This window comes from Streptomyces sp. Sge12 (assembly GCF_002080455.1).
In the GTDB taxonomy this organism is placed as follows: domain Bacteria; phylum Actinomycetota; class Actinomycetes; order Streptomycetales; family Streptomycetaceae; genus Streptomyces.
In genome coordinates this window covers 1,693,316-1,717,005 of the sequence record NZ_CP020555.1, presented here as the reverse complement: position 1 = coordinate 1,717,005, position 23,690 = coordinate 1,693,316, and the positions used below count along the sequence as shown (strand labels likewise).

Below are 23,690 nucleotides of genomic sequence, written 5' to 3'. Positions count from 1 at the left end.
ATGTGCCGAGTGGTCGATCTGCGGCAGGCGGTGCTCGCCAAGAACGACGTCGCCGCCCAGGTCCTGCGCACCGAACTCACCGCCCGCGGTACGACGGTGGTCAACCTGCTCTCCAGCCCCGGCAGCGGCAAGACGGCGCTGCTGGAGCGCGAACTGCTCCTCGCGCGGGAGCGCGGCGTGCCCGTGGCCGCGCTGACGGCGGACCTGGCCACCGAGAACGACGCCCTGCGGCTGGCGCGTTCGGGCGTACCGGTCAAGCAGGTGCTCACCGACGGGCTGTGCCACCTGGAGGCCGCCATGCTCGGCCGGCACCTGGACGGCTGGCTGCCCGGGGACACCCGGCTGCTCTTCGTGGAGAACGTGGGCAATCTGGTCTGCCCGGCCGGCTACGACCTGGGGGAATCGCTGCGGGTGGTCCTCGCCTCGGTGACCGAGGGCGAGGACAAGCCGCTGAAGTACCCGACCGCCTTCGGACTGGCCCAGCTGGTGGTGGTCACCAAGACCGACATCGCGCGGGCCGTCGAATTCGACGAGGCCGCCTTCCGTGCCAACGTCGAGCAGGTCAACCCCGGTGTGGAGGTCGTCCTCACCTCGGCGCGGGCGGGCGAGGGCCTGGGCGTCCTGCTCGACCGGGCACTGGCGATCGGGGCGGGCGGCGGGGCGCACGCCCCGGTGATGGCCCGCCAGCAGCACGCGCACGGGCACACGCACGGGCACAGCCACGGCCACGGACATGACCACGACCACGACCACGATCACGATCACGGCCGTGACGAGGACCAGGGTCACGAACACGACGGGGACCACGAACACCCGCACGTCCAGACCGCCGCACAGACCCGCTGATGGAGGCGGTGCAGCGCCGCCGGGTCACCGTCCGGGGCGTGGTCCAGGGCGTCGGCTTCCGCCCCTACGTCTACACCCGCGCGACCGGGCTGGGCCTGGCCGGGCACGTCACCAACACCCCCGAGGGCGTCGTCGCCGAGGTCGAGGGCGCCCCGGACGCCGTCTCGCGGTTCTGCGAACGGCTCGCGGCGGACGCACCCCCGCTGGCCGTGGTCGACGCCGTCGACCACTGGGAGGTCCCCGTCGCGGGCGGCGCCGGATTCACCATCATCGCCTCCCGGACCGGCGGCCCCGCCCGGACACTCGTCTCCCCGGACGTGGCCACCTGCGCCGACTGCCTCGCCGAACTGGCCGACCCGGCCGACCGGCGCCACCGCCACCCCTTCATCACCTGCACCCACTGCGGGCCGCGCTTCACCATCGTCACCGGGCTGCCGTACGACCGCGCCCACACCACCATGGCCGCCTTCCCGATGTGCCCCGACTGTGCCCGGGAGTACGAGGACCCGGCCGACCGCCGCTTCCACGCCCAGCCCGTCGCCTGCCCGGCCTGCGGCCCCCGCCTCAGACTGCTCACTGGCCGCCCGCCCCGCGAGAGCTCCGGCTCCGACCCGGTCGCCGAGGCCCGCCGCCTCCTCGCCGCCGGGGCGATCCTCGCCGTCAAGGGCCTGGGCGGCTACCACCTGGCCTGCGACGCCACCCACCCCGGCGCCGTGGCCGAGCTGCGCCGCCGCAAGGCGCGCGGGGACAAGCCCTTCGCCCTGATGGCCCGGGACCTCGCCGACGTCGAGCGGTTCGCGCACCTCGGCCCCGAGGAACGGCAGCTGCTCGCGGGTGGCGTACGGCCCATCGTGCTGCTGCGCCGCCGCGCGGGCGCCGACGGCCCGGACGGGGTCGCCCCGCGCTGTCCCGACCTCGGGGTGATGCTCCCGTACACCCCGGTGCACCACCTGCTGCTCGGCCTGCCCGGGGATCCCCCGGGTCCCCGGCTGCTCGTCATGACCAGCGGGAACCTCGCGGGGGAGCCCATCGTCACCGACGACGACGAGGCCCTGGACCGGCTCGCCGCGCTCGCCGACGGCTGGCTCACCCACGACCGCCCCATCCACGTGCCGTGCGACGACTCCGTGGTGCGGGTCTGCGACGGGGAGACGCTGACCCTGCGGCGCTCGCGCGGGTACGCCCCGCTGCCGCTGACCCTGCCCGTACCGGTCCCCGCGACCCTCGCGGCGGGCGGGGACCTGAAGAACGCCTTCTGCCTCGGCGAAGGACGCAAGGCCTGGCTCTCCGCGCACATCGGCGATATGGACGACCTCGCCACCCAGTACGCCCTCGAACGCGCCGAGCGGCAGCTGGAGTCCATCACCGGCGTCACCCCCGTGCTCCTCGCCGCCGACTGGCACCCCGGCTACCGGTCCGCCGGGTGGGCCGAGCGCGCCGCGGGCGCGCGGCCCCTCGTCCGCGTCCAGCACCATCACGCGCACATCGCCTCCGCCATGGCGGAGCACGGCCTGGACGGCGGCCGTCCGGTGATCGGGGTCGCCTTCGACGGCACCGGCTACGGCGACGACGGCGCCGTGTGGGGCGGCGAGGTCCTCCTCGCCGACTACGCGGGGTACACCCGCTTCGCCCACCTCGCCCACGTCCCGCTGCCGGGCGGCGACGCGGCCGTGCACCGCCCGTACCGCATGGCACTGTCCCACCTGCGGGCCGCGGGCATCCGGTGGGCACCGGACCTGCCCTGCACCGCCGCCTGCCCGCGCGAGGAACTGCGGGTACTGGAACGGCAGTTGGAGCGCGGCCTGAACTGCGTCCCGACCTCCAGCATGGGCCGGCTCTTCGACGCCGTGTCCTCCCTGGCCGGAATCTGCCACCGGGCCGGGTACGAGGCGCAGGCCGCGATCGAGCTGGAGGGGGCGGCGTACCGGGCGCACGGCGACGGCGACGGCCGCGGCTACGGCGAGGGTGACGGCGAGGGTGACGGCGGGGGACACGGATACGCCTTCGGTCTGCACCTGCCGCCGGACTCCGGCGGCGGGCCGCTCGCCGCCGATCCGGCGCCCGTGCTGGCCGCCGTGGTGGCCGACGTACGCGCGGGGACGGACCCGGCGCTGATCGCCGCCCGCTTCCACGCCTCGGTCGCCACCCTCGTCGCCGCCCTCTGCGGGGCGGCACGCGAGCGGCACGGCCCGGACACCGTCGCCCTGACGGGCGGGGTCTTCGCCAACACCCTGCTCTCCTCGGCATGCGCCCGACTGCTGCGCGCCCGCGGATTCACCGTGCTGCGGCACGGCCGGGTCCCCCCGAACGACGGCGGGCTGGCCCTGGGCCAGCTCATGGTCGCCGCCGCGCACGACACCCCCTGACCCACCCACAGCAAGGAGAAGCCCATGTGCCTGGCGGTGCCCGGCAGAGTGCTCGACATCGGGGAGAAGGACGGCACCCGCATGGCCACCGTCGACTTCGGCGGTGTGCAGAAGGAGGTGTGCCTGGAGTACCTGCCCGACCTGCAAGTGGGTGAGTACGCCATCGTCCACGTGGGCTTCGCCCTCCAGCGCCTCGACGAGGAGTCGGCCAAGCAGACCCTCGAACTCTTCGCCCAACTCGGGATGCTCCAGGCGGAGTTCGGCGACCCATGGGAGCAGGCCGCGGCGGCCGGCGGCGAGCCCTGGCCCTTCGCCGACGATCCCGATCCCGATCCCGAACCCGCCCCCGATCCCGCACCCGAGCCCGCCCTCACCGCGCCGCAGGAGGAAGTCCAGCCGTGAAGTACATCGAGGAGTTCCAGGACCCCGACCTCGCCCGCCGGCTGCTCGACGACATCCACGCCACGGTGACCCGCCCCTGGGCCCTGATGGAGGTCTGCGGCGGCCAGACCCACACGATCATCCGGCACGGGATTGATCAACTGCTCCCCGAGCAGGTTGAGTTGATCCACGGTCCGGGCTGCCCGGTGTGCGTCACCCCGCTGGAGGTCATCGACAAGGCGCTGGAGATCGCCTCCCGCCCCGATGTGATCTTCTGTTCCTTCGGGGACATGCTCCGGGTGCCCGGGACCGGCCGTGACCTGTTCCAGGTGCGCAGCGAGGGCGGCGACGTCCGCGTCGTCTACTCCCCGCTCGACGCCCTGCGGATCGCCCAGGAGAACCCGGCGCGCCAGGTGGTCTTCTTCGGCATCGGCTTCGAGACCACCGCGCCGCCCAACGCCATGACGGTGCATCAGGCCAAGAAGCTGGGGATCCCCAACTTCAGCCTGCTCGTCTCCCACGTCCGGGTGCCCCCGGCGATCGAGGCGATCATGCAGTCGCCGAGCTGCCGGGTCCAGGGCTTCCTCGCCGCCGGACACGTGTGCAGCGTGATGGGCATGAGCGAGTACCCCGAACTGGCCGCGCGGCACCGGGTCCCGATCGTGGTGACCGGCTTCGAGCCGCTGGACATCCTGGAGGGCGTACGGCGGGCCGTACGGCAGCTGGAGCGCGGCGAGCACACCGTCGACAACGCCTACGCGCGCGCCGTCCGCCCCGAGGGCAACCCGGCCGCCCTCGCCATGCTGGAGGACGTCTTCGAGGTCACCGACCGGGCCTGGCGCGGTATCGGCGTCATCCCCGACAGCGGCTGGCGGCTGTCGGCCCGCTACCGGGACTTCGACGCCGAACACCGCTTCTCGGTCACCGGCATCAACACCCGGGAGCCGGCCGAGTGCCGCAGCGGCGAGGTGCTCCAGGGACTGCTGAAACCGCACGAGTGCGAGGCCTTCGGCACGCTGTGCACTCCGCGCAGCCCGCTGGGCGCCACCATGGTCTCCAGCGAGGGCGCCTGCGCCGCGTACTACCTCTACCGGCGGCTGGAGCTGGGGACCGTGCCCGCCGCAACGACCGCCGCAACCGCCGCAGCCGCCGCGTCCGCAACGACCGCCGCGTCCGCAACGACCCCCGTGAGCGCCCCGCTGGAGGCGAGCCCCGTTGTCTGACACCGCACTCGACATCACGGGCTGGACCTGCCCGGCCCCGCTGCGCGACCGCCCCCGCGTGGTGATGGGCCACGGCGGTGGAGGCGCACTCTCCGCCGAACTGGTCCAGCACCTCTTCGCCCCCGCCTTCGGCGGTGAGGTGCTCGCCCAGCTCGGGGACTCCGCGGCCGTCTCCCTGGGCGGGGTCCGGCTGGCGTTCTCCACCGACTCCTACGTGGTGCGGCCGCTGTTCTTCCCCGGCGGCGGCATCGGTGACCTCGCGGTCAACGGCACGGTCAACGACCTGGCCATGAGCGGCGCCGAAGCGGCCTACCTCTCCTGCGGGTTCATCCTGGAGGAGGGCGTCGAGATGTCGGTCGTGGCGCGCGTGGCCGAGGCCATGGGCGCGGCCGCGCGCGCCGCGGGCGTGGAGGTGGCGACCGGCGACACCAAGGTCGTGGAAGCGGGCCACGGGGACGGCATCTACATCAACACCGCTGGCATCGGCGTCATCCCGGAGGGGGTGGACCTGCGGCCGCAGCGCGTCGTACCGGGTGACGTCGTCATCGTCAGCGGTGAGATCGGACTCCACGGAGTGGCGATCATGAGCGTCCGCGAGGGGCTCGAATTCGGCGTGGACATCCAGAGCGACTGCGCCGCCCTGGGCGGCCTCGTACGCAGCATGCTCGCGGTCACCCCGGACCTCCACGTCCTGCGCGACCCCACCCGGGGCGGGCTGGCGGCCTCGCTGAACGAGATCGCCGCCGCCTCCGGGACCGGTGTGGTGATCCACGAGGGCCGCGTCCCGGTCCCCGCGGCCGTCGCGAACGCCTGCGCGATCCTCGGACTCGACCCGCTCTACGTCGCCAACGAGGGCAAGCTGGTCGCCTTCGTGCCCCGCGAGCACGCCGATGCCGTCCTCGACGCGATGCGCGCCCATCCGCTGGGCCGCCACGCGACGGTGATCGGCGAGGCGGTCGACGCCCACCCGGGCCTGGTCGTGGCCCGCACCGCCCTCGGCGGCACGCGCGTGGTCGACCTCCCGATCGGCGAACAACTGCCGCGCATCTGCTGACCGGTCCACAAGATGGGTGCCGGCCCCGATGCGTGGGGCCGGCGGGCCGGGTGATGCTGAGGGTGTCCGCGAACTCCTCCCGGGCGGGCGCGGTTCGCCCCTGCCGGGGCCGCCGGATGCGCCGGTGGCGGTGCCCGTACGCGGACACGCCCAGGTCGATGAACACCCCCTGCGTCCCGACGGCGTTGACGCGGAGCGGCGCGCTCCCTCGGCGGTGAACCCGCTCCTGCACCCTCGCCGGGCCGACGGAAAGGAGCGGGGCCATGCCGCGATCCGAGGATGCGAGGACCACCCGCCCCGACACCCCACGGAGCCGGAGCCGGAGCCGGAGCCGGAGCCGGAGCCGGAGTCGCGGTCCGGGCGAGCCGCGTCCGCGCCGCCGGGCCGGCGCCTGGCTGGCCGTGTTCCTCGGGGTCTGGGCCGCGGTGGCCGGGGCCGCCCTGCCCAACGGGCTCGTGCTGGCGGCCGGGCTGGTCATGGCCGCACTGGCGGTGAACCGGCTGGGCGCGGAGCCCCGTACGGCCCGCAGGGCGAAGCCGACGGCTCCGCCCTGACGGACGGCTACGGACGCCCGGCGGGGTCCTGGTCGGGAGCCGGCTCCGCGGCCGACTCCGGGGACTTCCCGGGCGAGGGCACGGCCGCGAGCAGCGGCGGGCGCGCGGCGCGGCGGCCCCGGGCCCGGGCGGCCAGCGGCTCGGTGTACCGGGCGGTGAGCGGCCCGATCACCACCAGGATGAGCACGTAGGCGGTGGCCAGCGGCCCGAGGGCCGGTTCGATGCCGGCGGTGACGGCGAGCCCGGCGATGACGATCGAGAACTCGCCGCGGGCGACGAGGGTGCCGCCGGCCCGCCAGCGGCCGTTGATCCCGACCCCGGCCCGCTTCGCCGCCCAGTACCCGGTGGCGATCTTCGTGCCCGCGGTGACCAGGGCGAGCGCGAGCGCGGGCAGGAGTACGGGCGGAATGCTCGCCGGGTCGGTGTGCAGGCCGAAGAAGACGAAGAACACCGCGGCGAACAGGTCCCTGAGCGGGCTGAGCAGGGTGTGCGTCCCCTCGGCCACCTCGCCGGACAGTGCGATGCCCACGAGGAAGGCGCCGACCGCCGCGGACACCTGCAACTGCTGGGCGATGCCCGCGACCAGCAGGGTCAGGCCCAGGACGACGAGCAGCAGCTTCTCCGGGTCGTCGCTGGAGACGAACCGCGAGATGAGCCGGCCGTAGCGGACGGCGACGAAGAGCACCGCCCCCGCCACACCGAGGGCGATCGCGAGCGTCAGGCTGCCCGCCGCGAGACCGACCCCGGCCAGCAGCGCGGTGACGATGGGCAGGTAGACGGCCATGGCCAGGTCTTCCAGGACCAGGACGCTGAGGACCACCGGGGTCTCACGGTTGCCGAGCCGGCCCAGGTCCCCCATCACCTTGGCGATGACGCCGGAGGAGGAGATCCAGGTGACCCCCGCGAGGACCACCGCGGCCACCGGGCCCCAGCCCATCAGCAGCGCGGCGACCGCGCCGGGCACGGCGTTGAGGGTGAAGTCGACCAGTCCGGCCGGGTACTGGGTCCGGAGATTGGAGACCAGGTCCGTGGCCGTGTACTCCAGCCCCAGCATCAACAGCAGCAGGATGACGCCGATCTCCGCGCCGATGGCCACGAACTCCTCGCTCGCGCCCATGGGCAGCAGTCCGCCCGTGCCGAAGGCGAGACCGGCCAGCAGGTACAGCGGGATCGGGGAGAAGCGGAACCGCCCGGCGAGGCGGCCCAGCAGCCCCAGCCCCAGGATGATCGCGCCGAACTCGATCAGGAAGACAGCGGAATGCACAGGCGATCACTCCCGTCCGAGTATGGAGGCGGCCGCGTCGACGCCCTCGCGGGTACCGATCACGATGAGCGTGTCCCCGCCGGCGAGGCGGAAGTCGGGCGCGGGGGAGGGGCGGGCCTCGGCCCGGCGCAGTACCGCCACGATCGAGACGCCGGTCTCCGTCCGCATCCGGGTCTCGCCCAGCAGCCGGCCGTTCCAGTGCGAGTGCGCGGACAGCTCGATGCGCTCGGCGACCAGCCCGAGGTCGGTGGTGTGCAGCACGTTGGGGCTGTGGTGGGCGGGCATCAGGGCGTCGATCAGCGAGGCGGTCTCCGCCCCGGTCAGGTGCAGGGACTGGGCGCACGCGTCGGGATCGTCCGCGCGGTAGATGTTCACCGTACGGGTCCCGTCGCGGTGGGCGATCACCGACAGGTGGCGGTGTTCGCGGGTGGTGAGGTCGTACTGGACCCCGATGCCGGGCAGTGGCGTGGTGCTCATCCGTGGAGCAGGCACAGCTCTGTCCCCCCTTGCTTCGTGTTCGGCCGTGGTGCGGCGCGGCCCGTGCGGACGGCAGGTCCGGCGGCGGCGCGGGGCTCATGGTGCCACCTGGCGCGGGCGCCGGGATATGGGTGTCGGCACGGATGGACAAGGCCCTCGGCGGACGACAGGGTGGAGCGGGGACATGGATCCCGCCGCAGGTCACCGCAGGTGCGGGGCAGCTCCGGCAGGGATAGTGGAAGCGAGCGGTCCGCCGAGCGGCGGACGCCGGACCGAGGGGAGGAACGACCGTGTCGCTGTACTGGCGGATCTTCCTGCTCAACGCGGCCGTCCTCGTCACGGCCGTCCTGCTGCTGTTCGGCCCGGTCACCGTCTCCACCCCCGTCCTCCTCGGGGAGGCCGTGGTGCTGCTCGCCGGGCTGGCGGCCATGCTGATCGCCAACGCCGTCCTGCTGCGCATCGGCCTGGCGCCGCTGGGCCGGCTGACCCGCGCGATGAGCGCGGTCGACCTGCTGCGCCCCGGCAGCCGCGCCCGGGTGGAGGGCCCCGGCGAAGTGGCCGGGCTGACCACCTCGTTCAACGCCATGCTCGGCCGGCTGGAGGCCGAACGGGCCGGCAGCACCGCCCGCGCCCTCTCCGCGCAGGAGGCCGAACGGCGACGCATCGCCCAAGAGCTCCACGACGAGGTCGGCCAGACCCTCACCGCGGTCCTGCTCCAGCTCAAGCACGTCGCCGACCGTGCTCCCGCCCCCCTGCGGGAGGAGCTCCACCAGGTGCAGGAGACGACCCGCACCAGCCTGGACGAGATCCGGCGCATCGCCCGCAGACTCCGCCCCGGCGTCCTGGAGGAGCTCGGTCTGCACAGCGCCCTGCGCGCACTGACCGCCGAGTTCACCAGTGGTTCCCTGACCGTGCGGCACGTCATCGGCCCCGGCGTGCCCCGACTGGACGACGCGGCCGAACTCGTCGTCTACCGGGTCGCCCAGGAGGCCCTGACCAACGCCGCCCGGCACGCGGGCGCGAGCACCGTCGAGGTGCACCTGTCGGGCGGGCCCGACGGGTCGGTCCGGCTGCTCGTACGGGACGACGGCAGGGGCATCGGCCGCACCGGTGAGGGCGCCGGCATCCAGGGCATGCGCGAACGGGCCCTGCTGATCGGCGCGGAGCTCGCCATCGGGGACGGACCGCGGGGCGGCACCGACGTACGGCTGGACGTACCCGCCGCCGCGGCCGCCGCTGCCGCGGCAGCCGCCGCAGATCCCGGGGAGGGGATGCCGTGACCACCCCGGAACGGGCGCCGACCCGCGTCCTGCTCGCGGACGACCACGCCCTCGTACGGCGCGGGGTGCGGCTCATCCTCGACGCCGAACCGGACCTGACGGTGGTCGCGGAGGCCGGGGACGGGGCGGAGGCCGTCGCCCTGGCCCGTACCGGCGGGGTGGACCTCGCGGTCCTCGACGTGGCGATGCCCCGGATGACCGGGCTGCAGGCCGCACGGGAACTCTCCCGGCTCCGGCCGGAGCTGCGCATCCTCATCCTGACCATGTACGACAACGAGCAGTACTTCTTCGAGGCGCTCAAGGCCGGCGCGGCCGGATACGTCCCCAAGTCGGTCGCCGACCGCGATCTGGTCGAGGCGTGCCGGGCGGCGATCCGGGACGAGCCGTTCATCTACCCCGGCGCCGAGACCACCCTCATCCGCAACTACCTCGACCGGGCCCGCCAGGGCGACCCGCTGCCCGCCCGGGCGATCACCGAACGCGAGGAGGAGATCCTCAAGCTCGTCGCCGAGGGCCACTCCTCGAAGGAGATCGGCGACCTCCTCGTCATCAGCGCCAAGACCGTCGAGCGCCACCGGGCCAATCTGCTCCAGAAGCTGGGGATGCGCGACCGGCTGGAACTGACCCGGTACGCCATCCGCGTCGGGCTGATCGAGCCGTAGCCGGTCGCGCCCGCAGGCGCAGGCGCAGCCGCGGCCCGGCGGCCCCGCGCGCCCAGCCGCAGCCCGGCGGCCCCGCGGGCCCACCCTCGTAGGTACGAGGTGGCGCACGCGGCCCCCGCCCCCGAGCATGGCGCCGGGACCGCCCGTCCGGGCGCCGTCCACAGGGGCCGGGAGGGGAAGACGTGCTGCGGTATCTGAGCAGGCTGCGAACGGTGGTGCTGATGTGCGTGGCGGGACTGGTGCTGGCGGGAGCGCCCGCGTCCGCCGCCCCCACGGCGACCGGCGGGGGCCAGGGGGCGGCGGCGGCCGCGGCGAAGCCGCCGTTCCAGCTGCCCTTCGCGTGCGGGACGAACTGGCAGCTGAACACCTGGGGCCACAACCCGGCGCTGGACATCGTGGTGGAGGGCAACACCGGATCCGACGGACTGCCCGTCCTGGCGTCCGCCTCCGGCACGGTGGCCGCCACGTACTGGACCAACGGCTCGGGCAACACCATCCAGATCAACCACGGCAACGGCTGGTTCACGGCGTACTACCACCTGAAGGACGACCCGGCGGCCTACGTCAAGAAGGGCGACCCCGTCCAGCCGTCCACCCGCATCGGCCGCATCGGCACCACGGGCGCCTCCACCTGGTCCCACCTGCACTACGAGCAGCGCTACCTCGCCTCGGGCGACTTCACCGACGAGAGCCACCGTGTTCCGGCCCACTTCGACGGGGTCGAGTACTCGGGCGACGCGAAGGAGTGGCCGAGCGTCACCAGCCGCAACTGCACCGGTACGCCGCCCCCCGCCTGGCAGGACTGCCCGCCCGGCAACGTCTGCTTCTACTCGGGACCCGACGGCACCGGCACCGTCTGCCGCTCCGCCGGCGACGAGCCCCGCAGCACGTGCGGGCTGCGCAGGTCCTTCTACAACAACGGCACGACGCAGCCGGGCTTCGACCACGTGCAGGTGTACTTCAAGGAGGGCGGCAGCGCCTGTCTGCACCGCGGCTGGGACGAGGGACGCGGGAACCTTCCCGCGGGCGGCCGGACCATCGACCGCTTCCACTGGCGCGGCGAGTGCTGAGTCCGGGCCATTTGTTGCCTGAACGAGTCATTCCACTGACTAGCCTTCCCCTGGATCCCGGGGGAAGGAAGCAGTGTGAACAGCATCATCGTGGTTCCGGGGCACACCACGTCCCCGGCCGAGCAGATCCGCCTGGCACCGGGGCAGACCCTCCGGTTCGGCCGTGAGCCCGCCGCCGGCGCGCCCGGCGGAACCTCCGTCGCGCCCGGCGGAACCTCCGGCGGCGGCCCGGCCGCCCTGTACCTGCCGCACGCGGGCGTCTCGCGCTCGGCGGGGCTGATCACCGCCACCGGCACGTACTGGTCGCTGAGCAACTTCTCCCGCTCGGCGACCTACGTGGTGGAGAACCCCGAGGGCGCCGGCGAGCACATCAAGATCGCCCCCGGCCGGCTGGACGCACCCGTCCCCTTCGAGTTCGCCCGGATCGTCCTGCCCGCCGGTTCCGAACTGCTCACCCTGGACGTCTGGGCGCCGCGCCACGACTACGCCGACCGGGACGAGGCCGGCGAGCCCGGCGAGCACGACGGGGAGCCGACCGTCCTCCCCTTCCCGCTCGACCGCACCAGCCGCTACTTCCTCGTCCTCACCGCGCTCTGCGAGCCGCGGCTGCGCGGCGCACCGCACGCGCCCCTGCCCACCGTCGAGCAGGTCGTCGAACGACTGAGGCCGTCGTGGCCCGCGGCCAACCGGGCCACCGTGCAATGGAACATCGACTACCTCGCGGTCAAACTGCGCCTCAAGCCCGGCCCCGACACGGCCGATCCGGGACCGCGCCTGGTCGGCAAGAAGGAGACCCTGGTCTCCCTCGCCCTGCGCTTCGACCTCGTCCGCGAGCAGGACCTGGCGGCCCTCCCGGCCGCCCCGACCGGTACGCCCCGCTGACCGGACGAGCCGGAGCGCCCGGCGCCCTCACCGTCCCGCCCGGCTACCGGATCGGCGCCTGGGCCGTCGGGCATCTGCTGGGCGCCGGCGCCTTCGGCAGCGTGTACGCGGCCCGGCGCGCCGAACCGGAGCAGGGGCCGCCGCTGCCCGCCCGCGCCGCGCTCAAGTTCCTGCCGACCGGCACCCGCACCCCGCGCCAGCTGCGGCACCTGAGCGAACTCGCCGAGCGCGAGACCGAGGTACTGCGCCGGGTGCGCACACCCCGGCTGATCCGGCTGTACGAGGTGCTCACGGTCGACGACCCCGGCCGGCCCGAACTCGACGGCGCCACCGTGCTCGTCCTGGAGGAGGCCGCCGGCTCCCTGGACGCCCTGCTGGCCGGCGGCGCGGTGCCGCAGGCCGGCCCGGCCCTCCTCGCCCAGGTCTGCGAAGGCCTCGACCAACTGCACGGGGCGGGCTGGGTGCACGGCGACCTCAAGCCGGGGAACGTCCTGCTGATGGCCGACGGCACGGCGCGGCTGGGCGACTTCAACATGGCGGCGGAGCTGGAGGGCACCCACGCCTACTCACCGGCCTTCGCCACGCCCGACTACACCCCGCCCGACCAGTTCTGGGCGGAAGTCGGCGAACGCGGCACGAAGATCCGCCCGACGGCCGACATCTGGGCCTTCGGCGTACTGGCGCACGTGGTCCTGACCGGCTACCTGCCGCTGCCCGGCGGCACCCCCGCCGCCCGCCGGGACGCCGCCCTGCGCTACGCCAGGGGCCAGGAGGAACTGCGCCTGTCGGCGGAACTGCCGGAGCACTGGCGGGACATCGTCCAGGACTGCCTGGCCCGCAGGCACGAGGACCGGGCGGCGTACACCGCGGCCGCGCTGCTGGGCCGGGTCCGGGCCGCCGCCGCCGGCCGGGCGCCCGCCCCGCGCGACCCCTCGGCGAGCAGGCGGCGCCGGGCGCTGATCGCGGCCGGTACGGCGGCGCTCGCGGGCCTGGGCGCCGTATGGGGCTCGGGCCTGCTGCCGTTGTGGCACTCCGCCGGGGAGGCGGGGTACGAACGGTGCCGGCGCGGGGCCGTCTGCTTCTTCTCGGAGGAGAACGGCCGGGGCGAGATGTGCTCCTGGGTGGACGGCGGCGCCGACTGGATCAACGGCCCCACCCCCTGCCCCTGGTCGTCCCGCGAGGCGCCCCGCTCGGTCTACAACAACGGCTTCGACCTCACCGAGGGAGCCAGCCAGGTCGACGTCCTCTACTACGGGCAGCCCGCCCGGCAGGAAATGCTGGGCTGCGTGAAGGTGGGCACCAGGACCAACCTGAGCGGCACCTACCGGCTGCGCTCCCACGCCTGGGTCCCGCACTGCTGACACCAACCGCTCGGGAACGGTTGCTGTCACCCGCCCTCCCTTCCGCGCGCCGGGTCCGGCCGGAAGACTCCCCACCATGCCCCGCACCCTCTCCACCCTCATCCGGGACTGGCCGGGGTCGTGCACCTCGTCATGACCCTCCTGTCCCTGTCGCCCCCCACCGACCACCCCGCCCGGCCTCTCGACCGTCACCTCGTCACCGACGTCATCTGGGCCACCGCCACCCCCACGGACCGCCTGGAGCACGTCTACGCCCGCCCGGCGGAAGGCCGCCTGGACATCGCGCTGTTCCTCCTCGCCGCCGGAGCGGAGGAAGCAGCATCGACCGGCACCCGGATCATCCGGCGGGCCCTCTCCGGGGCCCCCGTCCTGGCCGGATGGAGCACGGCACCCCGCGCCTCCCCGTGAACACAGCGACCCCGCCGGAAGGCCCCGCAGCGCCCCGGGTCAACACCGCAAGGCCCTGCCCACCCCTCCGGGTCACACGGACTCCCAAGGACCCGAACGGGCGCCCGCGCACCGGCGGGCGCCCCCCGGTCCCGGGGCGGCGACGGCGTACGCCGTGCGATCGGCGCCGCCCCGCGAGGCGCCCACCACCCGCGGACGACCGCCGGAGTGCGCGGAAACGATCACATTCGGTGCCACCATGCCACCGCACACAGCGGGTACGGGCGGGCACGGCCGCGAGGCCGGTGCGCAGGGACGAGAGGTACGGAAAGTGGCGCCTCGGGTGATCGAGAAGACGGATCGGCTTCCCCCCTCGGGGGAAGGCCCGGACACCGCCGGCACGAGTCCGGTCCCGGCCCCCAGGGCCTGCGCCGACCAGCAGCCCGAACGGGCCGAGGCCGAGCTCCTCGTCGCCGCATCGGTCCTGCTCGCGGACGCCGCCCTGACGGCCAGGCAGTCGGGCGCCGAGCTCACAAGTGCCCTCTTCAGCTGGCGGTTCGGCCTCCAGGCCCTGCGACGCCCCGGCTGGGCCCTCGGCACGGCCGTGGCCTGCGCACAGGCACTCACCAGCCCCTCGGGGCTCGGCTTCGGCGCCAACGGCGGCCTGATCGGCGAGGTGGCCCGGATGGCCGGGAACATCGCCCAGCGGCGCCCCGCCAAGGTGGCCATGGCCGTGGACGCCTTCGCCCTGCGCATCAGGGCGGCCGCCGTCGAGCACCCCAACCTGGACTCGCCGCCGGCCCGCAGGGTCACCGACGCCATGGTGGCCGGGAACCGGCTGGAGGCGCTGCTGGCCATGCGCGCACTGATCGAGCTGCTCGGCGTGACGCGCGCCCTCACCACCATCAGCCCCGTGATCATGGAACTGCTGGCCCTGCTCGGGATGCTCGACGAGAACCCGGTCAACGACGACTTCTCCTGGGTGACGCTCGCCGGCGGAGTACCGGCCACCGATCCCCTCTTCGGGCTGCCGAGTTCGGTGCTGAAGTTCCTCAACCCCGGGCCGGGCCGCGCCGAGCGCACCGAGCCGGACCCGATCCTGGCGAAGATCCTCGCCACCTCGCGCAACGACATCGTCAGCTACGTGAACGACATCGGGGCCCTCGGCAACCACGGCCTGGCGCTGCTGCGCCGCGTCGCCTGCGCCGACGGCGCCGTCCGGCACGTCCTGCTGCTGCCGGGGACCAGCTTCGGACTGCTGAGCAACAGCACCCCGCAGGACCTCGTCGGCGCCTTCGACGGCCTGCTGCGCACGGACACCACGTACACGCGCGCAGCGAAGAAGCTGCTGCTGCGTGCCGGCGTCCCGACCGGGTCGGACATCATGATCGTCGGCCACAGTCTGGGCGGGCTCACCGCGATGAACCTCGCGGCCGATGTGGAACTGGCGTCCACCTACCGGGTCACCCACGTGGTCACCCTGGGCTCCCCGATCGACGGCAAGCGGCCCGCCGACCACACCACCCAGGTGATCAGCCTCGTCAACAAGCACGACGTGATCCCGATGCTGGACGGACGCGGACCGGCCTCGCCCAACGACATCCCCGACAGCTGGGTCGAAATGGCCTGGCTGGACGAGTCGTACGACTACCCGCTGTCGCACGCCCCCCAGGCCTACTCCGACACCCTGCGCGGGGAGCTGACGCACTACCGGGAGCAGGTCAACAAGCTGATCAGCGCCTACGACGGCGAAGTCGTCGGCAACCAGCCGTACATGCTCCGCGACAAGTGACCACGAGGGAGACCGACCGATGACCACTGCCGACAGCCCGGCCACGGCGGCGCGCCGTCCCGCGACGGCCTGGCCCCTGGAGAACGCCGTGTTCAGCGCGGCCATGGTCGCCCAGCGCCTGCCGTGGACGGACGCCCCGGCCCGCGCGCTGGGACTGGACGCGCTGACCCGGGACGGACTGACGCGCCTGCTCTTCGCCCACCTGCGCCGCACCCGCTCCGGGCGCCCGGTCCGGCTGAGCACCCCGTACGGCTCCTTCCTGGTGCCGCTGACCGCCGGCGACGCCGAGGCGATGCTGACCCGGGCCGACGAGGCGGGCGTACTGGGACCCGCCTCCGGGCTCACGCCGGGCGGACGGCGGTACGGGCTTTCGCCGCACGCGCCGCTGGACCGGGAGGCGGCCGCGGCGGTTGCCGGCGCCGACCCGCGGGCCCTGGACGCCCTGCTGGCCGAGGACGTGGACCGGGCGATCGCGGCCCGCCGCGGGGACGGCACGCTGGAATGGCACGCGTGGTACCGCGGCATGCTGCGGCTGAGCCGGCGCGTGGTGGCGGGCGCCGGGGCCGTCGAGGACACCCTGCTGAGCGAGGTGACCGCCGCGGCGACGGCGGCCGCGGGCGAGAGGCCGTACGAGGCCCGGTACGCCGCCCTGCGCCGGCGGCTGGAGTTGTACCTGGCCGACCCGGACCCCGCCTCCCTGACCGGGCAGGTGCTGGCACGCGGCGTCGATCCGGACGCCGCGGACCCGGCCCTCGCGCACACTCTCGCGCTGGTTTCCGAGTCCGCCGCAGGCACCGCGCTCCAGGCGCTGGCCCTGCTCGCGGCCGGCGCCGCCCTGTCCCCGCGGGACGCCGTGGGCGAAGCGCTGCGCCGGTACCCGCCGGTGGCCGCCGCCGTCCATCCGGTGCGGGCGCCGTTCGTCTGGGAGGACCTGGCGATCGGGGCGGGGACCGAGATCCTGCGTGCGCCCGGCTGGCTCCGCGGCCGGGACGACCCGGCCGGGCCGGACCCGGACCCGGATCCGGGCCCCGCGGCGCTGTGCGGGTCCCCGGCAGGATGCGCGGCGGCGCGGATCGCGGCGCTCGTCGCCGAAGGGGTCGTCCGGGTCGTCACGGCGCGGGTCCGGCCCGTGCTGATCGCGCCGGGTCTCGGCGCGGACCGGCTGCCGGACACGCTCGACCCGCGGACCCTGCTGGTGGCCCTGGAGGACCTCGAGGAGGGCAGCGCAGGGGCGGGCGAGGGTCGCGGGAGCGTCGGCAGGACGACGGCCGTGCCGGCCGCGGCGTACGGGTACGCGCCGGCCGCGTACGGCGCGCTCGCCCGTGCCGGTGCCGACCGGCTGGAGCAGCACGCGCAGAGCCTCGCGGCCTGTGCCGCGGACAGCGGCTGGGACAAGGACGACGCGGGCGAACGGTTCCGCATGGTTCTGCTCGGGCACGCCGAGCGGTGCGCGGAGGCCGCCGACGGCGTCCGCCGCGCTGCCCGGCGGCTGGCGGACTGAGGTGGCCGATCACATGCGGACAGCGGTCCTGGCCGGCCTCGGCGGATACGTACCGCCGCGCGTCCTGACCAACGCCGAGCTGTGCGGGGGAAGGTCCCTCGGCGACGAGTGGATCCGCGAGCGCATCGGGGTGGCCGGTCGGCGCATCGCCGACGGCGAGGCCACCGTCGACCTGGCCGTACGGGCGGGCCGGCACGCGCTGACGGCCGCCGGCGCGGACCGGGCCGATGCGGTCGTCCTGGCGACCATCTCCCCGGACCGGCTCCTTCCGGCCGGGGCGCCGGAGGTCGCGGCGAGGCTGGGGCTGGGCGGCGTAGCGGCGTTCGACCTGGCATCGGGCTGCAGCGGGTTCCTGTACGGCCTGGGCGTGGCCTCCTCGATGATCGGCGGCGGTGCCTGCGACAGCGTGCTCGTGGTCGCCTCGGACGTGTTCAGCGCCTTCCTCGATCCGCGGGACTGGCTGACGTCGGCCATCTTCGGCGACGGGGCCGGCGCCGTGCTGCTGCGGGCGGGAGTCGCGGGCACGCCGGGGGCGTTCGGGCCGTTCGACCTGGGCAGCGACGGAACGCAGGCCGACCTGCTGGAGGTGCCGGGCGGTGGAGCGCGGGCCCGGAAGCGGATGCTGGCGGAGCCGGGCGGGGAGGAGCCCTCGCCGTACTTCCGGATGGACGGGCCGGCCGTGCGCAAGCAGGCGGTCGTCGGGATGTGCGATTCGGTGACGCGGGCCCTCGGCCGGGCGGGGTGGTCGCTCGGCGAGCTGGACGTGGTGGTCGCCCACCAGGCCAACCAGCGCATCCTGGACGGCATCACCGACGAGCTGGGCCTGGCTCCCGGACAGGTGCTGTCGCACATCGAGACGTACGGGAACGCCGCCGCGGCCTCGGTTCCCGTACTGCTGGCGCAGGCGGCCGCCGCCGGGACCCTGGTGCCCGGGCAGCGGGTCGCGCTCACCGCGTACGGGGCCGGGCTGGCCTGGGGATCGACCACGCTGGTCTGGCCCGAGGTACGGGCGGTGACCGAGGGCGGATGAGCCGGCGCGCCGGGACCGCCGCGCCGGGACGCCGCGCCGGGCGGGATTACCAGAACGGGTTGTCCCGCTTGCGCCGCTCCCGGTCCACCAGGTCCTGCACCGCGGCCCGTGATGCGGCGCACAACTGCGCTGCGGCGGCAGCGCGTTCGGCAAAGGACGCGGGCCGGGGCGGCGCGGGGATCGGCTCACCGATGGTGACGAGCCACTTCGAGGGCAGCGGGAAGACCGGGGTGATCGGGAAGTAGGGCAGGTCCAGGAGACGCGCCAGGGCCGGGATCTCACCCATCCGCGGACAGGCCTCCTCGGCGCCGATCACCGACACCGGCACGACCGGGGCGCCGGCCCGTACCGCGGTGACCGCGAAGCCGGGACTGAACGGGCGGAGCCGGTATCGATCGCGAAAGGGCTTCTCGAGTCCGGCGGTGCCTTCGGGAAACACCCCGACGAGTTCACCGGCGTTCAGGTGTTCCAGTCCGAGCAGCGGATCGAGGGGAATGGCGCCCTTCTTGCGGGCGTACGAACCGATGACCGGGACCCGGAAAAGAAAGGGGGACGCGGGAACGTGCAGGGACCGGTTCAGGCTGCGGGTGAACACCTTGTGGAGGACGAAGGCGTCGAGGCCCCAGGCTCCCGAATGATTGGCGACGACGACCGCCGGTCCGTCGGCCGGAATGTTCTCCAGCCCGAGGACGTCCACCCGGAACCAGTCGTCGACGAGCCAGTCGAGAAGCTGGTCCCAGGCCGCCTCCCCGGCGTTCCCGAGCAGCCGCTTCACGTTCTTGAGCTCGACCCCCGCCGCGTCGAGCACCTCGATCACATCGGCCATGTTTTCCGACATAAATGATCCCCACTCTTGTCTTTTGCACCATCAGGAAGACTATGCAGAACGGGTTTTGAGTAAATACCGAGCCGTGGTACTTATTTGAGCACGGGAGCGCCCCAAGTCAGGAAACGGCTTCCGCCCTCCCCTTCGCCACCGGTCGTTGCGACACCATGCTGCAAGGGCCTCGACACCGCAAATGAGAGCACCCTGTGACCACTTCCGCGCCGGAATCCGTTCTCGACGTCATCAGCGAACTGCTCATCGAGAGATTCGAAATCCCCTCCGACGAGGTACGGGCCGAGGTGCCGATGCGCGACCTGCTGACCGACTCCCTGATGGTCGTCGAGATGGCGATCGCCGTTCACGAGGTGCTGGGCGTCAAGGTCGAGGAGGAGGAGCTGCGCGAGGCCACCCTCGCCGACCTCGTCGGATCCGTCGAGGCGCGGCGGACGGACCGTTGACCCGGCGCCCCGAGGCCGTCGTGACCGGGCTCGGCCTGGTCACGGCGGCCGGGGCCGATCGGGAGAGCACCTGGTCGGCCGTCCGCGCCGGGCGCTCCACCGCCGCCCCCGACCCCGCCCTGGACGGCCTGCCGTTCGCCCTCAGCTGCCGGGTCCCCGAGCTGGACCACCCGGTCCTGCGCCAGCGGGGCTCGGCCCGGCTGGACCCGGTGGACCGCTTCGGCCTGGCGGCCGTCGCACAGGCCCTCGACCACGCCGGACTCGATCCGCTGGACTGGGACGGCAGCAGGGTCGCCGTCGTCACCGGCGGCGGCCTGGGCGGGGCGCGCACGCAGGAGGCCGCGGCGGCTCGACTGGTCGAGCGGGGGCCGGAGTTCGTCTCCCCGTACTTCCTCACCGGCTATCTGGGCAACATGGTGTGCGCCAATATCGCCCTGCGCTTCGGGGTGACCGGTCCGACCCTGTCCACCTCCACGGCCTGCGCCTCGGGCACCACCGCCCTCGGCCTCGCCCGGGACCTGCTGGCGTCCGGACAGTGCGACATCGCGATCGTCTGCGGCGCGGAGGCACCCGTCACCCGGCTCAACGTGACCGGGTTCGCCCAGCTGGGCGCCCTGTCCGGCACCGGATCACGGCCGTTCGACGCCGCCCGCGACGGCTTCGTCATCGCCGAGGGCGCCGGCGCACTGGTCCTGGAACGCCCCGCCCACGCCGCGGCCCGGACGGCCCGGCCGCTCGCCCGCCTGATCGGCTACGCGGCTTCCACCGACGCCCACCACCTGGTGGCTCCGCACCCGGAGGGCCGCGGCGCCGAACAGGCCGTGCGCGCCGCGCTCGCGGACGCGGGCGTAGCCCCCGAGGACGTCGGCCACGTCAACGCGCACGGCACGGCGACCCGGCAGAACGACGACATCGAGGCCGCCGTCCTGCGGCGCGTCCTTCCACACCGCCCACCCGTCACCTCGGCCAAGGGCACCCTCGGCCACACCCTCGGGGCCGCGGGCGCCATCGAGGCGGCCCTGACCGTCCTGGCCCTGGCCGAGAACACGGTCCCGCCGATCGCCGGGCTGCGCGAGAACGACACCGGCATGGACATCGACCTCGTGAGACGCACGGCCAGGAACCACCCGTCCCCGGTCGCGATCAGCAACTCCTTCGGCTTCGGCGGCCACAACGCCGTGGCGGTCCTCGCCCGCGCCTGACCAAGGGTCCGCGGGTCCGTTCAGTGGCAGAGCCCCATGATGGTGTCGTCGAAGGCGGGGAACTCCTGGGCCGCCAGCGCGATCACGGCTGCCGCCGACCGGCGCCGGTGCGGTGCGAATCCTTCGGCGATGGCTGCGAACTCCGGGTTGGGGCGCGCCTTCCAGTCGGGCTCGTACGAGGTGGCGGCCTCCCAGGGGCCGAAGCCGTCGGCGAGGAGCCACAGGAAGTCGCCGAGGTCGCGGGCGACGACACCGGTCTCGCCCTCGGACCCGAGGAAGACGACGGGCTGCTCGGCCAGTGGCCGGCTCGGGCGGACGATCCAGAACGCCGCGTACCCGCCCGTGCCGTCCTGTCCGAACACGAGGAAGTCGCTGCCGTCCACTTCGGTGTTCCCGGTCCACGCCTGGAACCAGTCGGTGGTGTCGGCAGCGGACAGGAAGGCCGGGAAGGGCTCGAAGTCGACCCCGGTCTTCCCGTCGGCGTAGTCAAAGGGCACGGCCATCGCAGTGGCGAGCGCGGCGGGGAACTGTCGGTCATCGGTGGGCGTCACGGGGCCAAGGCTAGCCAGGAGGTCGGACACCGACGCCCTACGGGCCGGGCTGTGGTGCGGTCTACAGCCAGTCGCGCTTCTTGAAGATGACGTACAGGCTCACGCAGACGACCGCCATCAGGAGGACCGCGAAGGGGTAGCCCGCCGCCCAGTGGAGTTCCGGCATGGTCTCGAAGTTCATGCCGTAGATGGTGCCGACCAGGGTGGGGGCGAAGAGGATGGCCGCCCAGGCGGAGATTTTTTTGATCTCCTCGTTCTGTTCGAAGCCGGCCTCGGCCAAGGCGCGCATTTCGGCGTTCTGCTGCTGGGAGACCAGGGTGGCGTTGACCGTCAGGATGTCCGTCAGGGCCTGGCGGAAGCCGTCCACGCGTTCGCTCGTGTGCGTCACGTGGTCGGCCACGTCGCGGAGGTAGCGCTGGAGTTCCTCGTCCGTGCCGTACTTCGCGAAGCCCGCCATCAGGCCGTGGAGCATGCCGACCAGGGGGCGGGTGGCGCGCTGGAACTCGACCATTTCTCGGGAGAGTTCGTAGATGCGGCGGGACACCGCCGGATCGCCGCGGAAGACCTCCGTCTCGATCTCGTCGATGTCGGTCTGGACGCCCTCGACGACCGGGGCGTAGCCGTCGACCACCGCGTCGAGGATGGCGTACAGGGCCGCCTCCGGGCCGAGCGAGAGGAGGTCCGGGTTCGCCTCCATGCGGCGGCGGACCGCCGAGAGGTCCGGGGCGTCGCCGTGGCGGACCGTGATCAGGAAGTCCGGGCCGACGAAGATGTGCAGCTCGGCGAAGTCGACCTCTTCCTGGGCGTCCAGGTAGCGGGCGGCCCGCAGGACGACGAAGAGGGTGTCGCCGTAGCGTTCCAGCTTCGGACGCTGGTGGGCTTCGAGGGCGTCCTCGACCGCCAGTTCGTGGAGGTTGAACTCGGCGGCAAGGGAATGGAGTTCGGGCTCCGTTGGCCGGTGCAGGCCGATCCAGGCCATCCCGTCGGGCTCCTCCCGCAGCCGGCGGAAGGTGTCGGCCAGGGTGGCGGGGGAGGCGATCCGGCGGCCGTCGCGGTAGACGGCCGAGTCGATCACGCTGCGGTGGTTCGGGGGAGCGGTGGTCGCCGCCGGTGCGGGCTGCGGGGCGGACGGCGGTCCCGCCGGAGGTGAGGCGGGGTGGCGCCGGCCCGCGCGCTTCCCGGCGGACGGCGAGGGGCGGTGGTCTGGACGCTCCGACATCGCAGGTCAGCTCCCGGTCGAACGTACGTTTACGGGCAAGGGGCAGGATATAGGGGGAACTCCCCCTTTTCGGCCGCCTCGGACTCGGCGGGGAGTTGCGGACGGAGGCTGTCCGCAAGGGCCGTTAGTTTGTGGCCATGGCTTCCAGGACGATGTATCCCGTACTCGGCACCCGCGCTCTGAACCGTGCCACGCTCGCCCGTCAATTGCTGCTGAGCCGCGCCGAGATGTCCGCCCGGGACGCCGTCGCGCACCTCCTCGGGCTGCAGGCGCAGAACGTGAAGCCGCCGTACTTCCAGCTGCATGCCCGGCTCGCCGGCTTCCGGCCCGCCGAGCTGGCCGGGCTCATGGAGTCCCGCGAGGCGGTCCGCATGGTCACCATGCGGTCGACGATCCACACGCACACCGCCCACGACGCCCTGACGCTGAGGCCCCTCGTCCAGCCCGCCCGCGACCGGGAGGTCGCCTACTTCCGCAAGGGGCTCGTGGGAGTGGACCTGGACCGGCTGGCGGAGCGCGCCCGTGCCTTCGTCGAGGGCGAGCCGCGCACCATGGGCGAGATCCGCGAGGAACTGCTCCGGGAGTGGCCCGACGCCGACCCGCAGTCCCTGTCCGTGGCAGCGCGCTGCCGGCTGCCCCTGGTCCAGGTCACGCCCCGCGGGGTGTGGGGGCGCAGCGGCCAGGTCCGGCTCACCACCGTGGAGAACTGGCTCGGGAACCCCGCACCCGAGGCGCAGCCCGTGGACGAGGTCGTGCTGCGCTACCTCGCCGCCTTCGGGCCGGCCTCCGTCAAGGACATGCAGACCTGGGCGGGACTGACCCGGCTGCGCGAGGCCTTCGAACGACTGCGCCCGACCCTGGCCGTCTTCCAGGACGAGAACGGGGTGGAGCTCTTCGACCTTCCCGACGCCCCCCGCCCCGATGCGGACACCCCCGCGCCGCCGCGCTTCCTGCCGGAATTCGACAATCTGCTGCTCTCGCACGCCGACCGCACCCGCGTGGTCGCCCCCGAGGTGAAGGGGCGTTCGTGGACCGGCAACCAGGCGCACTGCACCCTGCTCGTGGACGGGTTCCTCGCCGGTCTGTGGAAGCTGGAGGGGACGCAGGTCACCGTCGAGCTGTTCGGCCGGGTGTCGAAGGCGGCCGAGGCGGAGATCGTCGCCGAGGGGGAGCGGATGGTGGAGGGGATGGTGGAAGGGAGCGGGGAAGAGGGTGGTGCCTCCCGTGGGGGTGTGCGGTTCGGGGCGATCAAGTCCTGATCCCCCCGTACGCCCGCCCGGCCCCCGCGCGGTCAACTCGCGGCT

23 protein-coding genes are annotated in these 23,690 nt (G+C 73.8%); 18 read left to right on the top strand and 5 right to left on the bottom strand.

Going from position 1 to position 23,690, the window contains the following annotated elements; translation table 11 throughout:
* From hypB to B6R96_RS07665, 6 genes are all read left to right on the top strand, one after another.
* Complete coding sequence (hypB, locus tag B6R96_RS07690) at nt 1–846, top strand: hydrogenase nickel incorporation protein HypB (RefSeq protein WP_081522057.1); 846 nt, start codon at nt 1–3, stop codon at nt 844–846.
* A complete protein-coding gene (gene hypF / locus B6R96_RS07685) occupies nt 846–3,212 on the top strand; it encodes a carbamoyltransferase HypF (protein ID WP_081522056.1) in 2,367 nt (788 codons plus the stop codon). Before hypB ends, hypF begins: the two co-directional genes overlap by 1 nt.
* A gap of 24 nt (nt 3,213–3,236) precedes the next feature.
* Nucleotides 3,237–3,614, top strand: coding sequence for a HypC/HybG/HupF family hydrogenase formation chaperone (locus B6R96_RS07680; RefSeq protein WP_081522055.1), 378 nt, complete (start codon nt 3,237–3,239; stop codon nt 3,612–3,614).
* A complete protein-coding gene (gene hypD, locus B6R96_RS07675; protein WP_081522054.1) occupies nt 3,611–4,816 on the top strand; it encodes a hydrogenase formation protein HypD in 1,206 nt (401 codons plus the stop codon). The genes B6R96_RS07680 and hypD overlap by 4 nt, the downstream gene beginning before the upstream one ends.
* Entirely contained in the window at nt 4,809–5,870 is a 1,062-nt protein-coding gene (gene hypE / locus B6R96_RS07670; RefSeq protein WP_081522053.1) for a hydrogenase expression/formation protein HypE, read from the top strand. The genes hypD and hypE overlap by 8 nt, the downstream gene beginning before the upstream one ends.
* 263 nt (nt 5,871–6,133) lie before the next feature.
* The gene (locus B6R96_RS07665) at nt 6,134–6,424 is read left to right on the top strand and encodes a hypothetical protein (RefSeq protein WP_081522052.1); all 291 of its coding nucleotides are present in this window, start codon (nt 6,134–6,136) and stop codon (nt 6,422–6,424) included.
* A 7-nt stretch (nt 6,425–6,431) separates the two neighbouring features.
* Here the strand turns inward: B6R96_RS07665 and B6R96_RS07660 are convergent, their stop codons facing one another.
* Together B6R96_RS07660 and B6R96_RS07655 are read right to left on the bottom strand one after the other, a co-directional pair.
* Nucleotides 6,432–7,688 (bottom strand): cation:proton antiporter, encoded by a 1,257-nt coding sequence (locus B6R96_RS07660; protein ID WP_081522051.1) that lies wholly within the window; start codon nt 7,686–7,688, stop codon nt 6,432–6,434.
* A gap of 6 nt (nt 7,689–7,694) precedes the next feature.
* Nucleotides 7,695–8,165, bottom strand: coding sequence for a TrkA C-terminal domain-containing protein (locus B6R96_RS07655; RefSeq protein WP_030388404.1), 471 nt, complete (start codon nt 8,163–8,165; stop codon nt 7,695–7,697).
* 290 nt (nt 8,166–8,455) lie between these two features.
* Here B6R96_RS07655 and B6R96_RS07650 point away from each other — a divergent pair, with 290 nt between their 5' ends.
* From B6R96_RS07650 to B6R96_RS07615, 9 genes are all read left to right on the top strand, one after another.
* Nucleotides 8,456–9,445, top strand: coding sequence for a sensor histidine kinase (locus B6R96_RS07650; RefSeq protein ID WP_081522050.1), 990 nt, complete (start codon nt 8,456–8,458; stop codon nt 9,443–9,445).
* Entirely contained in the window at nt 9,442–10,107 is a 666-nt protein-coding gene (locus B6R96_RS07645; RefSeq protein WP_053172605.1) for a response regulator, read from the top strand. The genes B6R96_RS07650 and B6R96_RS07645 overlap by 4 nt, the downstream gene beginning before the upstream one ends.
* A gap of 182 nt (nt 10,108–10,289) precedes the next feature.
* Nucleotides 10,290–11,177 carry a peptidoglycan DD-metalloendopeptidase family protein gene (locus B6R96_RS07640; RefSeq protein WP_159396300.1) on the top strand — a complete coding sequence of 296 codons (888 nt, stop codon included), beginning with the start codon at nt 10,290–10,292 and terminating at the stop codon, nt 11,175–11,177.
* 75 nt (nt 11,178–11,252) lie between these two features.
* The gene (locus tag B6R96_RS37995; RefSeq protein ID WP_237291363.1) at nt 11,253–12,059 is read left to right on the top strand and encodes an FHA domain-containing protein; all 807 of its coding nucleotides are present in this window, start codon (nt 11,253–11,255) and stop codon (nt 12,057–12,059) included.
* The gene (locus B6R96_RS07635) at nt 12,056–13,420 is read left to right on the top strand and encodes a serine/threonine-protein kinase (protein ID WP_237291642.1); all 1,365 of its coding nucleotides are present in this window, start codon (nt 12,056–12,058) and stop codon (nt 13,418–13,420) included. The genes B6R96_RS37995 and B6R96_RS07635 overlap by 4 nt, the downstream gene beginning before the upstream one ends.
* 120 nt (nt 13,421–13,540) lie before the next feature.
* The gene (locus B6R96_RS07630) at nt 13,541–13,828 is read left to right on the top strand and encodes a hypothetical protein (RefSeq protein WP_081522047.1); all 288 of its coding nucleotides are present in this window, start codon (nt 13,541–13,543) and stop codon (nt 13,826–13,828) included.
* A gap of 322 nt (nt 13,829–14,150) precedes the next feature.
* Nucleotides 14,151–15,599, top strand: a complete 1,449-nt coding sequence (locus B6R96_RS07625; RefSeq protein WP_107475482.1) for a lipase family protein — start codon at nt 14,151–14,153, stop codon at nt 15,597–15,599.
* A 19-nt stretch (nt 15,600–15,618) separates the two neighbouring features.
* Nucleotides 15,619–17,100, top strand: a complete 1,482-nt coding sequence (locus B6R96_RS07620) for a hypothetical protein (RefSeq protein ID WP_081522045.1) — start codon at nt 15,619–15,621, stop codon at nt 17,098–17,100.
* Nucleotides 17,101–17,113: 13 nt separating this feature from the next.
* The gene (locus B6R96_RS07615) at nt 17,114–18,130 is read left to right on the top strand and encodes a beta-ketoacyl-ACP synthase 3 (protein ID WP_079408101.1); all 1,017 of its coding nucleotides are present in this window, start codon (nt 17,114–17,116) and stop codon (nt 18,128–18,130) included.
* Between the two features lie 46 nt (nt 18,131–18,176).
* Here the strand turns inward: B6R96_RS07615 and B6R96_RS07610 are convergent, their stop codons facing one another.
* A complete protein-coding gene (locus B6R96_RS07610; protein ID WP_081522044.1) occupies nt 18,177–18,968 on the bottom strand; it encodes a lysophospholipid acyltransferase family protein in 792 nt (263 codons plus the stop codon).
* A 194-nt stretch (nt 18,969–19,162) separates the two neighbouring features.
* Here B6R96_RS07610 and B6R96_RS07605 point away from each other — a divergent pair, with 194 nt between their 5' ends.
* Nucleotides 19,163–19,414 (top strand): acyl carrier protein, encoded by a 252-nt coding sequence (locus B6R96_RS07605; RefSeq protein WP_081522043.1) that lies wholly within the window; start codon nt 19,163–19,165, stop codon nt 19,412–19,414.
* Nucleotides 19,411–20,616: a beta-ketoacyl-[acyl-carrier-protein] synthase family protein gene (locus B6R96_RS07600; RefSeq protein WP_081522042.1), complete on the top strand. Its 1,206-nt coding sequence runs from the start codon at nt 19,411–19,413 to the stop codon at nt 20,614–20,616. The genes B6R96_RS07605 and B6R96_RS07600 overlap by 4 nt, the downstream gene beginning before the upstream one ends.
* 20 nt (nt 20,617–20,636) lie before the next feature.
* On the opposite strand, the gene B6R96_RS07595 is transcribed toward B6R96_RS07600, so the two are convergent.
* Nucleotides 20,637–21,167, bottom strand: a complete 531-nt coding sequence (locus B6R96_RS07595) for an SMI1/KNR4 family protein (protein ID WP_107475481.1) — start codon at nt 21,165–21,167, stop codon at nt 20,637–20,639.
* Between the two features lie 61 nt (nt 21,168–21,228).
* Nucleotides 21,229–22,386, bottom strand: coding sequence for a magnesium and cobalt transport protein CorA (locus B6R96_RS07590; protein WP_081522040.1), 1,158 nt, complete (start codon nt 22,384–22,386; stop codon nt 21,229–21,231).
* A gap of 137 nt (nt 22,387–22,523) precedes the next feature.
* Here B6R96_RS07590 and B6R96_RS07585 point away from each other — a divergent pair, with 137 nt between their 5' ends.
* Nucleotides 22,524–23,645 (top strand): winged helix DNA-binding domain-containing protein, encoded by a 1,122-nt coding sequence (locus B6R96_RS07585; RefSeq protein WP_081522039.1) that lies wholly within the window; start codon nt 22,524–22,526, stop codon nt 23,643–23,645.
* Nucleotides 23,646–23,690 lie beyond the last annotated feature (45 nt).